Annotated in this window: 16 protein-coding genes; 9 read left to right on the top strand and 7 right to left on the bottom strand. The window is 67.0% G+C overall.

Going from position 1 to position 13,755, the window contains the following annotated elements; genetic code table 11:
- Window positions 1-235 precede the first annotated feature (235 nt).
- Window positions 236-1,213 carry an RluA family pseudouridine synthase gene (locus tag C0R07_RS00885; protein WP_428991883.1) on the top strand — a complete coding sequence of 326 codons (978 nt, stop codon included), beginning with the start codon at window positions 236-238 and terminating at the stop codon, window positions 1,211-1,213.
- A 156-nt stretch (window positions 1,214-1,369) separates the two neighbouring features.
- Here the strand turns inward: C0R07_RS00885 and zupT are convergent, their stop codons facing one another.
- The 3 genes from zupT to C0R07_RS00870 all read right to left on the bottom strand — a co-directional run bounded on the left by zupT (window position 1,370) and on the right by C0R07_RS00870 (window position 3,130).
- Entirely contained in the window at window positions 1,370-2,179 is an 810-nt protein-coding gene (zupT, locus tag C0R07_RS00880; protein WP_019182887.1) for a zinc transporter ZupT, read from the bottom strand.
- A 185-nt stretch (window positions 2,180-2,364) separates the two neighbouring features.
- Window positions 2,365-2,784, bottom strand: coding sequence for an energy transducer TonB (locus C0R07_RS00875; protein ID WP_019182888.1), 420 nt, complete (start codon window positions 2,782-2,784; stop codon window positions 2,365-2,367).
- Between the two features lie 4 nt (window positions 2,785-2,788).
- Window positions 2,789-3,130 carry a 4a-hydroxytetrahydrobiopterin dehydratase gene (locus tag C0R07_RS00870; RefSeq protein ID WP_019182889.1) on the bottom strand — a complete coding sequence of 114 codons (342 nt, stop codon included), beginning with the start codon at window positions 3,128-3,130 and terminating at the stop codon, window positions 2,789-2,791.
- Between the two features lie 90 nt (window positions 3,131-3,220).
- On the opposite strand from C0R07_RS00870, the gene C0R07_RS00865 reads away from it, so the two are divergent.
- Together C0R07_RS00865 and C0R07_RS00860 are read left to right on the top strand one after the other, a co-directional pair.
- A complete protein-coding gene (locus C0R07_RS00865; protein ID WP_019182890.1) occupies window positions 3,221-3,820 on the top strand; it encodes an NfuA family Fe-S biogenesis protein in 600 nt (199 codons plus the stop codon).
- 9 nt (window positions 3,821-3,829) lie between these two features.
- Window positions 3,830-5,572 (top strand): hypothetical protein, encoded by a 1,743-nt coding sequence (locus tag C0R07_RS00860; protein ID WP_102788014.1) that lies wholly within the window; start codon window positions 3,830-3,832, stop codon window positions 5,570-5,572.
- Between the two features lie 108 nt (window positions 5,573-5,680).
- On the opposite strand, the gene C0R07_RS00855 is transcribed toward C0R07_RS00860, so the two are convergent.
- Complete coding sequence (locus C0R07_RS00855) at window positions 5,681-6,127, bottom strand: barstar family protein (RefSeq protein ID WP_102788013.1); 447 nt, start codon at window positions 6,125-6,127, stop codon at window positions 5,681-5,683.
- The gene (locus C0R07_RS00850) at window positions 6,124-6,588 is read right to left on the bottom strand and encodes a ribonuclease domain-containing protein (RefSeq protein ID WP_070470349.1); all 465 of its coding nucleotides are present in this window, start codon (window positions 6,586-6,588) and stop codon (window positions 6,124-6,126) included. Before C0R07_RS00850 ends, C0R07_RS00855 begins: the two co-directional genes overlap by 4 nt.
- 266 nt (window positions 6,589-6,854) lie before the next feature.
- Between C0R07_RS00850 and C0R07_RS00845 the strand changes: the two genes are divergently transcribed.
- Entirely contained in the window at window positions 6,855-7,466 is a 612-nt protein-coding gene (locus C0R07_RS00845; RefSeq protein ID WP_019182895.1) for a superoxide dismutase, read from the top strand.
- Window positions 7,467-7,546: 80 nt separating this feature from the next.
- Here C0R07_RS00845 and C0R07_RS00840 read toward each other — a convergent pair whose 3' ends face one another.
- Window positions 7,547-8,395 carry an endonuclease/exonuclease/phosphatase family protein gene (locus C0R07_RS00840; protein WP_019182896.1) on the bottom strand — a complete coding sequence of 283 codons (849 nt, stop codon included), beginning with the start codon at window positions 8,393-8,395 and terminating at the stop codon, window positions 7,547-7,549.
- Window positions 8,396-8,572: 177 nt separating this feature from the next.
- Between C0R07_RS00840 and C0R07_RS00835 the strand changes: the two genes are divergently transcribed.
- Window positions 8,573-10,135 carry an oligopeptide:H+ symporter gene (locus C0R07_RS00835; RefSeq protein ID WP_070470348.1) on the top strand — a complete coding sequence of 521 codons (1,563 nt, stop codon included), beginning with the start codon at window positions 8,573-8,575 and terminating at the stop codon, window positions 10,133-10,135.
- A gap of 7 nt (window positions 10,136-10,142) precedes the next feature.
- Window positions 10,143-10,766 carry a rhomboid family intramembrane serine protease gene (locus C0R07_RS00830; RefSeq protein WP_019182898.1) on the top strand — a complete coding sequence of 208 codons (624 nt, stop codon included), beginning with the start codon at window positions 10,143-10,145 and terminating at the stop codon, window positions 10,764-10,766.
- Window positions 10,767-10,958: 192 nt separating this feature from the next.
- Here the strand turns inward: C0R07_RS00830 and C0R07_RS00825 are convergent, their stop codons facing one another.
- Window positions 10,959-11,138, bottom strand: a complete 180-nt coding sequence (locus tag C0R07_RS00825; protein ID WP_019182899.1) for a hypothetical protein — start codon at window positions 11,136-11,138, stop codon at window positions 10,959-10,961.
- Window positions 11,139-11,351: 213 nt separating this feature from the next.
- Between C0R07_RS00825 and C0R07_RS00820 the strand changes: the two genes are divergently transcribed.
- From C0R07_RS00820 to cfa, 3 genes are read left to right on the top strand one after another with little or no spacing between them, the layout of a single operon-like run.
- Window positions 11,352-11,654, top strand: coding sequence for a GNAT family N-acetyltransferase (locus C0R07_RS00820; protein ID WP_019182900.1), 303 nt, complete (start codon window positions 11,352-11,354; stop codon window positions 11,652-11,654).
- A 23-nt stretch (window positions 11,655-11,677) separates the two neighbouring features.
- The gene (locus C0R07_RS00815; RefSeq protein ID WP_428991882.1) at window positions 11,678-12,574 is read left to right on the top strand and encodes a DUF3298 domain-containing protein; all 897 of its coding nucleotides are present in this window, start codon (window positions 11,678-11,680) and stop codon (window positions 12,572-12,574) included.
- Window positions 12,575-12,588: 14 nt separating this feature from the next.
- Window positions 12,589-13,707, top strand: a complete 1,119-nt coding sequence (gene cfa, locus C0R07_RS00810) for a cyclopropane fatty acyl phospholipid synthase (protein WP_102788011.1) — start codon at window positions 12,589-12,591, stop codon at window positions 13,705-13,707.
- The last annotated feature ends 48 nt before the right edge of the window (window positions 13,708-13,755 follow it).

Here is a 13,755-nt window from a genome sequence, read left to right as displayed (position 1 = left end):
GGGCCGGAGGCAGCTTTCAGCCAGGCTGGAGCGCCACAGGGACATGTTCAGCGCGAATGTGTGTCAGACATCCGGCGATGGCCGGGACCGCCGGTGAGCCGCTAACATGGCCGCCCCGGGGGCGGTGGCTGCGCACTGTGCCGGAATCGCGGGAAGTCGGGCTTCTGGCCCAGAGCAACTTCCAACGAAATCAATCCCTTATCTCGCCCGCCGAGTGTAACAGAATAAAAGGCCAATGACCGTTACCGAGCCCACCCCCAAAGCCGCTGAAGCCATGACCAGCGTACGTATCATCACTGTTCCGGCCGACCGTGCCGGGCAACGCCTGGACAACTTCCTGCTCGGCCAGCTCAAGGGTGCACCGCGCAGCCTGATCTACAAGCTCGTGCGAAGTGGCCAGGTCCGCGTCAATGGCGGCCGCGCCAAGGCCGAGCGCAAGCTGGAGGGCGGCGACGAAGTCCGGGTGCCGCCCGTCCGTCTCAACGAAGAGGGCGACAAGGCTGGCCCGCCGGCCGCGTTCATGAAGCGGCTGGAAGATGCCATCGTGTTCGAAGACGATCGGCTGCTGGCGCTGAACAAGCCGTCGGGCGTGGCCAGTCACGGCGGCAGCGGCATCAGTTTCGGCGCCATCGAGACCCTGCGCGCACTGCGGCCGGGCAAGACCCTGGAGCTGGTCCATCGCTTGGACCGGGATACCTCCGGCCTGCTGATCGTGGCCAAGAAGCGCTCGGCCCTGAGCGAGCTGCAGGCGCTGCTGCGTGAAGACCACGGCGCCGGCATCCGCAAGCGCTACCTGACGCTGCTGGCCGGCCGCATGCCCGATGGCACCATGACCGTGGACGCCCCGCTGCACGTGGGCCTGCGCCAGGGTGGCGAGCGCCACGTGCAGGTCAATCCGATCGGCAAGAAGTCGATCAGCCACTTCAAGGTGCTGGAGCGCAAGGGCGGCCATTCGTACTGCGAAGTGCGGATCGAAACCGGCCGGACCCACCAGATCCGCGTGCATGCCCAGCATCTGGGTCATCCGGTGGCCGGTGACGACAAATACGGCGATCCGGACGTCAACAAGCGGCTTCGTGAGCAGATCGGTCTGAAACGCCTGTTCCTGCACGCGGCCTCGCTGGAGTTCGCGCTGGATGCGGGCAAGACCCCTTATCTGATCAATGCGCCGCTGGCCGAGGAGCTGGTCGAGGTGTTGAACCGGCTCAAATAAGGCCGACCGACAAGGGTAGTGCCGGCCGCTACGGTGTCGATCGACATCCGACGTCGGGAAACGCCGGCCAGCGGCCGGCACTACCGGGCGGCGGGACCCTGCGCCGACGTTACCCGGTTGAAAGGGCCCGGAGTTGCCGGGATAGAGCCCCCGGCATCACCACTTGAACAGCACCAGGCTGATCGCCAGGCTGCCCATGCCGGCCACCAGGCCGTACACGGTCTCGTGGCCCTTGGCGTAGCGCTTGGCCGCCGGCAGCAGTTCGTCCAGGGCCAGGAACACCATCACGCCCGAGATGATCCCGAACACCCAGCCGAAGGTGGCATGGTTGAGCACCCCGGACAGGGCGACATAGCCGATCGCCGCACCGATCGGCTCGGCGAGCCCGGAGAGCAGGCTGGCGCCGAACGCATAGAACTTGTTCTGGGTGGCGAAATACACCGGCACCGCGATCGCGATGCCCTCGGGGATGTTGTGGATGGCGATGGCGAAGGCCAGCGGCATGCCGACCGAGGGGCTCTCCAGGGTGGCGAAGAACGTCGCCAGCCCCTCGGGGAAGTTGTGCGCGGTGATCGCCACGGCGGTCAACAGGCCGACCCGCTTGATGTAGGCCTTGTTGTTGTCGCGGAACAGCGGGTCCTGCTTGTCCAGGCTCTCGTGCGGGTTCGGGATCAGGTGGTCGATCACCACGATCAGCAGCACGCCGACCAGGAAGGCCGCGGTGCCGTAGGCGAAGCCCAGTCGGGCGTCATAGGCCTGGGTGAATGAATCGATGGCCTTGTTGAGGATCTCCGTCAGCGAGACGAAGACCATCGCGCCACCGGCAAACGCCAACCCGAACGCCAGCAGGCGCGGGTTGGGGCGCCGCGAGAACAGCACCATCAGGCTGCCCAGCGCGGTGGCCAGGCCGGCGGCCAGGGTGACCGCCAGGGCGATCCATACGTTTTCACTGGAAATATCAGGCATCCGCCAACGCGTCCTTGTACGAGAAAAGTGCGCCGTGCGGTACCCACCTCCCCACTGGGCCGCTGAAATGCGGAGCTCCGTGGGGGCGGTGTTCACCGGGCGCGTGGCGACGTGTCGATCCGACGGGCGCCTTGACGATCCATGATGCGCGGTTTGCGGCGGCTGACCTCAACACCCTGCGGCGATCAGCCGCCGCGACGCAGCCGTTCTTCGATCGCGAAGCACTCGTCCGGCTTGGGCTGCGGCGGATTGAAGCTGACCGGGACCTGGATCGTGGTCGAGACCGTCTGCCCGGCACGGGTGCCCGCCTTGAACTGCCAGGCCTGGACCGCCTTCTGCGCCTGCTCGTCGAGCTGGGCGTTGCCGCTGCCACTGGCGAGCTGGACCTGGCTGGGCTGGCCGTCGGCGGCGATGGTGACCTTGAACGTACTGGTGCCGCCGATCCCCTGGCAGGCCAGTTCGATGGGGTACTCCGGCGGTGGCGTCTTGACCGCGGCGACCTCGGTGGGCGCAGCGACCGGGGCGGCCGGTTGTTCGGGCGTCTTGTTGCAGCCGGCCAAGGCCGCCACGGCAAGGCTGGACAGCACGATGTACTGCAGTTTCATGGGCTTACTCCGTCAGGGCCGAGGCTTTCGCCGCGCAGATGAAGTCGTTTTCGCTCAGGCCACCCACATCATGGGTGGAGAATCGCACCACGGCGCGGTCGTAATGCACGCCCAGGTCCGGGTGGTGGTCTTCGCGATGGGCAACCCAGGCCAGGGCGTTCACGAAGGCCATGGTGCCGTGGTAGTTGTCGAAGCGGAAGGTGCGGGTCAGCGCCTGGCCGGCCTCGGCCAGCTCCCATCCGGGAATCTGGGCCAGCAGCTCGGTGACCCGGGCGGTGCCGAGCTTGTGGTCGCTGCCTTTGCGCGGCACGCAATGGGCCTGCGCCAGCGGAATCAGGTCGGCCATGGGTTCCTCCACATCTGGATGACTGAACAATGCGCGGTCCGGTGTATAAACCGAATGAGCGCATAACAAGGGATTGGCTAGAATAGCCCGATGATCCAGATATCCGACACTGCCCAATCCTATTTCCGCAAGCTGATCGAGCGTGAGGCCGTGCCCGGCATGGGTGTGCGCCTTACCGCCGTCGATGCGGGTACCCCGCGCGCCGATGCCCGCCTGGAGTTCGCCGATCCCGGCGAGCTGCTCGGTGATGAGTGGGCGGTGGACTGCGATGGCTTCACCCTCTACGTGGCCGCTACCAGCGTGGCCTGGCTTGATGGCGCCGAGATCGATTTCGTCACCAACGCCACCGGCAGCCAGCAGCTGACCATCAAGGCGCCGAAGATCAAGGGCGAGGCGCCGACGGAAGGTTCTTCCCTGGTCGAGCGGGTGCGCTGGGTGGTGGAGAACGAAGTCAATCCGCAGCTGGCCTCGCATGGCGGCAAGGTCGCAGTGCAGGAAGTCTCGGCCGAGGGCGTGGTGCTGCTGCGCTTCGGCGGTGGCTGCCAGGGCTGCGGCATGGCCGACGTCACGCTCAAGCAGGGGATCGAAAAGACCTTGATGGGACGTGTGCCCGGCATCACTGCGGTGCGCGACGCGACCGACCACGAGAGTGGCGACGCGCCGTACATTCCCCGCGGCACGGCTGCCTGATCGCGCTGCGTGCCACTGCGCCGGGCTGACGACATCCTCGATTGGCTGCTGGCTCGCCAGCCGGACAAGCGCATTCTCGAAAAAACCACGGGCCTCCCTTATGGGTGGGGCCTGTGGCTGCGCGCGTTGTCGCCATTGCCGCGGCCGTTCCGGGCCAGCGAAGTACTTGCCGAGCTGGCCCAGCGTGAGCCGATGCCCGCTGGTGGGCGCCTGCCCGAACTGAGTTTCATCCAGGCGATGCGCCGGCTGCTCTGGCAGGGCTGGGACCCGGCCCCGCGCGATCAGCGCTGGATGCGCTGGACCTCTGCGCTGATCAGCGCGCTGCTGCATCTGATGTTCGCGCTGTTGTTGCTGTGGGTGGCCTTGATCCGCCCGCCAAGCGAGCCCGAACAGGGCGGCGAGAGCGGGCGCGTGCAGGTGGAGTTCGTCGGCCGCGGCACCCCGCAGCAGGAGCAAGGGGCGTCACCGGCCGCTGCCGAGCCGGCCACGGCGGACGCGGCGATCGCTGCGGCAATGGCCAATGCGCAGGCGATGGCGCAGGCCGAGGCGGATGCGCGCACAGCATCGGCCCCGCAGCCGACCGCGGCGCCGGCGCCGCCAAGCGAGCCACAACCGGCGCCACCGGCGCCCGCGACGCCGGCGGTGGAGCAGCCCGTCCAGGCGACCGAGGTGGCCCAGGCCACGACCGATTTCGTGGTGCCGCCGACCAGCGTGCCGCGCACCGAAGTGCGGGTGATGACGCGCGAGCCGCAGGACATCGCGGTGCGTGAGCGCACCGTGGTCACGGTGGAAGCGCCGACGCCGCGTACCACCGTGCCGGCCCCGCGCACGGCCGAACCGCAATTGCGCACGCCCGAGCTGACCGTGCAGGAGCGGCAGGTCACGGTGGTCGAAGCCCCGACCCCCACCGTGGCCATTGCCGGGCCCCGGGTGGAGGCGACCATGCCGCAACGTGAGGTGCAGGTGCGCGAACGCGAGATCCGGCCGGTGACCGCGCCGGCGGTGAACGTGGCCACGCTGCCCACGCGCGAGGTGGCCGTACCGGGCCGATCGCCTGAGGTCGCCGTGCGCGAACGCGCGGTGCCCAACGCCGCACCGCGTCCGGCACCGCCATCACCGGCCGCGGCGAGCAGTACGACGACGGCGCCGGCGGCCGCCAATGCCAGCACGGCCGCCAGCACGTCCACGTCGCCGACCGCGACCCGCGCCCCGGCGAGCCCATCCAAGGCACCGCCCGGCAGCTGGGCCACGCCCAACCGGTCCGATGACTGGGGCGCGGCCAATCATCCGCAGGACGCCGATCTCAACGGCCGTGCCGTCAGTGCGACCCAGGGCAATGGCAGCAGTCTGTTCAAGGCCGATGGCAGTGTGCGCGTGCCCGGCCAGGAGGGTCACGGCAACAGCGAGCGCGGCGCACCGGGCGGCGAGAAAGATGGCTGGAGCAAAGAGCGCATCGCGCAGTCCGGCACCTGGCTCAAGCGCCCGCCGTACGACTACACCCCGACCTCGTTCGACAAGTACTGGGCGCCCAACGAATCGTTGCTGGCCGAATGGGTCCGCAAGGGCATCAAGGCGGTGGAGATTCCGATCCCTGGCACGAGCTCGTCGATTTCCTGCGTGATCTCCGTGCTGCAGTTCGGCGGGGGCTGTGGCTTGAGCGATCCGAACATGCAGGACCAGCCAGCCATCGCGCGTCCGCCGCCGGACATCCCGTTCAAGAAGGAACTGCAGGAAGACAACGGCAGCCGATGAGGCGCGGCCTCGGCGGCGGGTAGAGTCACGCCATGCGTGGCTGGGTTTCGGCCGGGTGTCACGGCGCCTCGCAGCCACGCATGGCGTGGCTCTACCGGATGCTGGGCGTTACGGTGCGGGGTCCGCGTCCGGTTCCACGTCCGCGTCCTGCAGCGCGACGAACGCCCAGAACGGCACGTTGCTCTCGCCCCAGTAGCGGCTGGCTTCGTCCAGCACATCCAGCAGCGTGTCGAACTCCGCGCACGCCTCGCTGCGCAGCGCATCGGCGTCGTTGAAGAACAGCGCATAGCCGTTGGCCGGCAGCCACGCCAGGTCACGCAGGTTGTCGGTCAGTGCATCCCAGTTGCCGCCGAAGCCGGTCGGGAAGTCCAGGCGGGCGGCCAGCCGCATCAGCAAGGTGCGCTTGTCCTGGCAGCCGGCCAGGTCGATCTGGATCACACGCAGGCCGGCATCGCGCATCGCCGCCGACAACGGGGCGACATCATCGTTGCCGATCGCATAGATACCGGCGTTGTTGATGTCGTGCAGGCCCAACTCGAATCCGTCATGCGTCATTGCCAGCTCCCGGCAGGTGGAACGTCGAAACTGCGGAACGTTTCATAGTGATCATCGGTATAGAACCAGCCAGTAGGGGGGGTGCCGCCGGTGACAATGCGCCGTGCGCCGCGATTGCCTGCGCCGGGCGTGTCTACCGTGTATTCGTGGTAATAGCCGCGCGGCCGCTGCGGCAGCCGCTGTTCGCGGTTGCTGAAGATGCTGCCGTCCTGGCGGTGCGGGAACGGGCCGCCACGCTGGATCAGCGCGATGGTGTCGCGCGCTTCGGCCGGCAGGAACGGGGGCAGGGGATCGCGCGTCGTCCGGCTCGATGCCGTCGGTGCAGGGGCGGCCGGCGCGCTGTCGGGCTGGGTCAGCGATGGCGCAAACTGCGGCGCGGGCGGGCGCTGGGCCAGCTTGATGGCGGCCAGGCCTCCCACCAGCAGCACGATGGCGATCAACAACAACAGCGGCTTGCGCATGAGGGGCCAGCGAAAAGGGGCGAGGCCACTACTCTACTGCGATCACCGCCCGGCACGGTGAGGCCCAGCCGAACAGGCATGCTGCACCGCGGGGCCTGCGCCACAGCGGTGTACACCGTCACTGTCGCGTAACGCGCCCGACACGCCATCGACCACGCAGGACGAAGTTTCCTTTACATCGCCCTTGGTAAGCTTGTCGGCCATCCCCATCATCGACTCCGCAACGCCCGGTCTTTGCCGGGTGAGTGAGCTACCAGGAGAACCACATGGCCTATACCCTCCCCAAGCTGTCCTACGCCTACGACGCGCTCGAGCCGCATATCGACGCAGCGACGATGGAAATCCACCACACCAAGCATCACCAGACGTACATCAACAACGTCAACGCTGCGTTGGAAGGCACCGAATACGCCGACCTGCCGGTGGAAGAGCTGGTCAAGAAGACCAAGTCGCTGCCGGAAAACCTGCAGGGCGTCGTGCGCAACAACGGCGGCGGCCATGCCAACCACACCCTGTTCTGGACCGTGATGTCGCCCAACGGCGGCGGCGCTCCGGTCGGTGACGTCGCCAAGGCGATCGATTCGCAGCTGGGCGGTGTCGAGAAGTTCAAAGAGGCCTTCACCAAGGCCGCGCTGACCCGCTTCGGCAGCGGCTGGGCCTGGCTGAGCGTCACCCCGGACAAGAAGGTCGTGGTGGAAAGCAGCGCCAACCAGGACAGCCCGCTGATGGACGGCAACACGCCGATCCTGGCCCTGGACGTGTGGGAACACGCGTACTACCTGAAGTATCAGAACCGTCGCCCGGAATACATCGGCGCGTTCTTCAACGTCGTCGACTGGAATGAAGTCGAGCGTCGTTACCAGGAAGCCATTGCCTGATCGGCACGGTCACCTGACAGACGAACGGCCAGGCAGCGATGCCTGGCCGTTTTTCGTTGCGCCCCCGCGAACGGTGCCGGTCAGGGCGCGCTGGTGCTTTCCGGCGTCTGCAGGCGCAGGGTGGCCATGGTGCCCAGCCGCATCGCCGCAGCGTCGCCCTCGCTGGCCGGCAGCTTGATACTGTCCTGGCGGATGCCGCCGAAGTGCTTCACCTGGAACAGCACGTCCAGGCCGTGGCCCCGTGCCGCGCCGGCCAGCGACGGCGGATCCACGCGTTCGCCGGGGTTCTTGCGGGCCGGCTGGAAGCCCGGGGTACTTCCCACCAGCTCGGTGATCTCGGCCGAGAAGTCGCCGGCGATCAGCGAAGGCAGGCCGTCGGCGGTCGCGCCGATCCAGGTCATCAGATCGGTGGTCTGGTGCCGGCGGATCTGCGCGTCGTCCGGTTCCGGGCGCAGCCGGGCCACGTAGATGTTGATCAGTTCCTCGCGCAGCTTGACCCGCAGCATCCCGGCCGCGCTGAACTGCCCCGGCGGGTGCAGCAGGGTGACGGCGTCATCGGTCACCGGCAGCCGGGTCAGCATGGCGCTGCCGTGGCGCAGCGGCTGGCTGGGCGGATCGGCAGTGACGAAATCGCAGCTGTAGCGCAGCCGGCTGGCCAGCCAGCAGGCGGGGTTGCGGCCCTGGGTCTGCAGCACCCGCTGCACCGCGATCACGTCCGGCTGCATGGACTCCAGCAGCTGCAGCACCTGGTCACGCCGCTGTTGCCATTGGGCATCGTCCTGGGTCGGCAGTTCCAGCGTGGCGATCTTCAGCGAGGGCAGGGCGTCCTCGGCCTGGCGCGCGTGCGCGCCGGCGGCGGGCGCGGCCAGCAACAGCAGCAGGATCCAGCCTGTCCAACCTCGGGTCCCACCGGTGATGTGCGTGCGCATAACGATAAGTTTACGCTTTCGCCGTCGACGATCCGTGACACGGGTGCCATCGCGCAGATGGGATTCCGGCCCGCCTGCCATGTCCGGTGGCCCCTGTCATGCAGCTGTGCAGCGTGCGCTGGGGTAGGGGCTTCCGGTAATCTTGGTCCTTTCGTGTTCGCAGGACAGCCCCACAGGATGAGCAATATCGCAGCCGCCAGCGCCGGCAAAGGAAAGATGCCGCGCCAGATTCCCTACATCATCGGCAATGAGGCCTGCGAACGCTTCAGCTTCTATGGGATGCGCAACATCCTGGTGCAGTTCCTGATCACCTCGCTGCTGTTGCAGGAGATCACCGCCGATGGCCGGGCCGGCGAGGCCAAGGACATCATGCACAGCTTCATGATCGGCGTGTATTTCTTCCCGCTGCTCGGTGGCTGGCTGGCCGACAAATTCTTCGGCAAGTACCACACCATCCTGTGGTTCAGCCTGATCTACTGCGCCGGCCACGCCTGCCTGGCCATCTTCGAGGACAGCCGCCAGGGCTTCTTCGTCGGCCTGGGCCTGATCGCGCTGGGTGCCGGCGGCATCAAGCCGCTGGTGGCCTCGTTCATGGGCGACCAGTTCGACCAGAGCAACAAACATCTGGCCAAGGTCGTGTTCGACGCCTTCTACTGGATCATCAACTTCGGCTCGCTGTTCGCCTCGCTGCTGATTCCGCTGGCGCTGAAGAACCTGGGTCCGTCGTGGGCCTTCGGCATCCCGGGCATCCTGATGTTCGTGGCCACCTTCGTGTTCTGGATGGGCCGCAAGCGCTACGTGCTGGTCCCGCTGCCGCCCAAGGACCCGCATTCGTTCGGCAACGTGGTGCGTACCGCGCTGTCGGCGCAGGTGCCGGGCAAGGGCCGTCCGGGTCGTACCCTGGCCATCCTCGGTGCGGTGCTGGCGGTGGCCTCGATGGGGCTGGTCGGCAGCCTGGGCATCGTGATCTGCCTGTGCATCGCGCTGGTCCTGCTGTTGGCCGGCATCGGTGGCGGCACCTGGATCCAGCTGGACCGCGCCCGCGCCGTGCACCCGGCCGAGGCGGTGGAGGGCGTGCGCTCGGTGCTGCGCGTGCTGGTGATCTTCGCCCTGACCACGCCGTTCTTCTCGCTGTTCGACCAGAAGGCCTCGACCTGGGTCCTGCAGGGCCAGCAGATGGCAATGCCAAGCTGGTTCACCGCCTCGCAGATGCAGGCGCTGAACCCGCTGCTGGTGATGATCCTGATCCCGTTCAACAACCTGGTGCTGTACCCGATGCTGCGCCGCTTCGGCTTCGAGCCGACCGCGCTGCGCCGGATGACCGCCGGCATCGCCTTCAGCGGCCTGGCCTGGATCGTGGTCGGCGGTATCCAGGTGATGATGGATGGCGGCAACGTCATGTCCATCTTCTGGCAGATGCTGCCCTACGCGCTGCTGACCTTCGGTGAAGTGCTGGTCTCGGCCACCGGCCTGGAGTTCGCCTACAGCCAGGCGCCGCAGGCCATGAAGGGCGTGGTGATGAGCTTCTGGAACCTGACCACCACCATCGGCAACCTGTGGGTGCTGCTGTCCAACGCGGCGGTGCGCAACGACACGGTGACCCACCAGATCGCCAGTACCGGCTTGAGCGAGGCGGCGTTCCTGATGTTCTTCTTCGCCGGCTTTGCGTTCCTGGCGGCGTTGGCCTTCGGTTGGTATGCCAAGCGCTATCGTATGGTCGACAACTACCGCACCGCCTGAGCCTGACATGACCCCAGTCAACCTGCTGCTGATCGCCATCACCGTCATCGTGTCGTGGATGGCGTTCAAGAACCGTGCGCTCGCCGACCGCCTGATCCTGTGGCCGCCGGCAGTGGACCGCAACCGTCAGTACGATCGCCTGATCACCTACGGGTTCATCCACGCCGACCTGTCGCACCTGGCGTTCAACATGATCACGCTGTTCTTCTTCGGCGGCTTCATCGAACAGGTGATGCTGCAGTTGAGCGGCAGCTACCTGACCTATCCGGCGTTCTACCTGGGCGCGTTGCTGGTCTCGATCCTGCCCAGCTACCTGAAGAACCAGAAGAATCCGAACTACCTCAGCCTGGGGGCATCGGGCGCGGTCTCGGCAGTGCTGTTCGCCTTCATCCTGATCAAGCCGTGGTCGATCATCCTGGTGCTGTTCATCCCGGCCCCGGCGATCATCTATGCGGTGTTCTACGTGGGCTACAGCATCTGGATGGACCGCCGTGGCGGCGACCGGATCAACCACAGCGCGCACCTGGCCGGTGCGGCCTTCGGCGTGCTCTTCATGCTGGCCATGCAGCCGAGCATCTTCAGCCACTTCCTGCGTGAGCTGAGCAACCCGACCTTCCGCCTCGGCGGTTGATTCGGCGCGTACCGACCAACGGTCGGTACCTACGACGTGGTATCTCGCGCGGGGTGGGGCGTACCGACCAACGGTCGGTACCTGCGACGTGGTATCTGGCGTGGGGTGGGGCGTACCGACCAACGGTCGGTACCTACGACGACGGATCTGGCCGGGGTAGCTCACGACCGTTGGTCGTGAGCCCGGCACCCGTCAGGCGGCCTTCTTGCCGTCCACGCCATAGGTGCTGAGCAGCCGGGCGTAGACCTCATGGTTGATCTGGTCGAATTCCCAGCCCTGGGTCTGGCCGTTCACGGCCAGCTGGAACAGGCCCTCGAGCAGGGAGCTGTCGGCATCGCCGTGGGCGGCGGGGGCAGGTGCGGTGTTGTCCATGCGGACCTCCGGAAGAGCGGGTGCGTGCAGGCAGGTCTTCGCAAAAGCCATGCCAGCTCTTACGCCCTGTCCGGATCCGATATCGGCGTGGCGGCTCCAGCCTTTAGGGCCGGATGTGACGCGCCACGTCGCTGCTTGCCCCTGTTCAGGCTTCACGCGATCATGGCGGCCGGCTGCGCACTATCGCTGCAGTCGCCGCAGGAGACACCGCTCATGGCTTCGGTCACGCCGCCCGGACTGGCTTACGAGGTGGAGCACGATCTGGCCCATCACCGGTTCCAGGCCCGGGTCAAAGGGCATCTGGCGCTGCTGGATTACCAGATCAAGCGCAAGCGGATGATCATCACCCACACCGAGGTGCCCGAGCCGATCGCCGGACGCGGCGTGGCCGGTGAGTTGACCAAGGTGGCGCTGCGCTACGCGCGCGAACACAGATTCAAGGTAGTGCCTGCCTGCGCGTACGCCGAAGCGTTCCTGCAGCGGCACGAGGAGTACGACGACCTGCTGGTCCGATGAGGGCAGCGGGTCATGCTTCAGGGATGGCCGATCATGATGGTGGGTTACAACAAGGGGATTTCAGGATGAACATCGCAGGAAACCGTTGCGCGCTGCGCACCAGCGCGTTGGCCTTGGCTATGGGCTTGGTGGTGGTGGCAGGCTGCAAGCGCGACGGTGACGCACAGGCGCCGGTGGCAGCGGCCGATACCGCCGTCGAACCGGCTGCACCGGCGGCGACGCCGGATGCGCCGGTCGAGCTGCGCGACGTGATCGAGACCTCGCCGCAGGCGGTGGTCGGGATTACCTATCCGCCGGACATCGCGCGGTATCCGGGCCTGGCCAAGACGCTGGGCAGCTATGCCGACAGCGCCCGGGCCGAGCTGCAGCAGGCGCTGGACGGGCTGGGCAACGACAAGCCGACCATGCCCTACGAGCTCTCGCTGACCTTCGAGAAGGTGCTGGAGACGCCGCAGCTGGTGGTGGTGACCGCCGATGGCAGCCGTTACACCGGTGGCGCCCACGGTGAGCCGCTGGTGGCGCGCTTCGTATGGCTGCCGGAGCAGCAGCAGATGCTGACCGCCGACAAGCTGGTGGCCGATGCCAGGGGCTGGAAGGCGATCAGCGACTACGTGGCCGACCAGCTGCGCGAACGCGTGGCCACGCGCCTGAGCGGCGATGAGATGGAGCCGGCGCAGATGCAGGAGTCCCTGCGCAACGCCAGCCGGATGATCGCCGATGGCACCGGGCCCAGCGCGGACAACTTCAGCCAGTTCCAGCCGCTGACCGGTTCCGACGGACGCATCTCTGCGATACGCTTCGTGTTCCCGCCCTACCAGGTAGGGCCGTACTCGGACGGCACGCAGACCGTGGACGTCCCGGCCGCCGTGCTGGTGCCGCACGTGGGTCAGGATGTCGCGGGGTTGTTCGCCCGGGGCTGATCGACGGAGGCGATGTGGACGCTGGGCTGCAACGACGGGTCACGGGGTTGCTGCACGAAGCGGGGGTCACCGTTGGCGGTGACCAGCCGCAGGACATCACGGTGCACGACCCGCGCTTCTATGCACGGGTCATGGCCCAGGGCTCGCTGGGCCTGGGCGAGAGTTACATGGACGGGCAGTGGGATGCCCGCGCGCTGGACGACTTCCTCTTTCATCTGATGCAGGCGCATCTGGACGAACGCGTGCACGGCTGGCGCGATCTGGCCGATGCGATCAAGGCGCGGGTGTTCAATCTGCAGGCCGGCGCCGGCAGTTTCGAGGTCGGCCGTCGCCATTACGACCTGGGCAATGATCTGTACGAGGCGATGCTCGGCCAGCGGCTGGTCTACAGCTGCGGTTACTGGCGCGAAGCTGCGGACCTGGACACGGCGCAGGAGGCCAAGCTCGATCTGATCTGCCGCAAGCTGGGCCTGCGCCCCGGCCAGCGCATTCTGGATATCGGCTGCGGGTGGGGCGAGGCGCTGAAGTTCGCGGCCGAGCGCTATGGCGTCTCCGGCGTCGGCGTGACGATCTCGCAGGAGCAGGCGGACTATGCGCGGCAGTTGTGCGCGGGGTTGCCGGTCGAGATACGGTTGCAGGACTACCACGACGTGGAGGAGTCCTTCGACGCGATCCTGTCGGTGGGGATGTTCGAGCACGTGGGCGACAAGAACTATCGCGGGTACTTCGAGATGGCGCGGCGCTGCCTGCGGCCGGAAGGATTGTTCCTGCTGCATTCGATCGGCAGCAATCTGTCGCGGCATCGCACCGATCCGTGGATCGCAAAGTACATCTTCCCGAACTCGATGCTGCCCTCGGCGGCGCAGGTGACCGACGCGTTCGAAGGGGTGTTCGTGCTGGAGGACTGGCACAACTTCGGCACCGATTACGACCGGACCCTGCAGGCGTGGCGGGCCAACATCGAGGCGGCGTGGCCGCGCCTGGATGCGCAGTGGTATGACGAACGGTTCCGCCGGATGTGGCGGTTCTATCTGGCCGGTTCGATGGCGAGTTTCCGCTGCCGGCACGCACAGTTGTGGCAGCTGGTGTTGTCGCCCAATGGCGTGCCTGGAGGCTACGTAGCGCCACGGTGAGATGAGCTGGCGGCACGAAAAAAACGCCCGGCGGTGCCGGGCGTTTTT

Source organism: Stenotrophomonas bentonitica, from assembly GCF_002887735.1.
GTDB lineage: Bacteria > Pseudomonadota > Gammaproteobacteria > Xanthomonadales > Xanthomonadaceae > Stenotrophomonas > Stenotrophomonas bentonitica_A.
The sequence above is the reverse complement of the archived record's forward strand: the minus strand, read 5'-3'. Positions and strand labels throughout refer to the sequence as shown.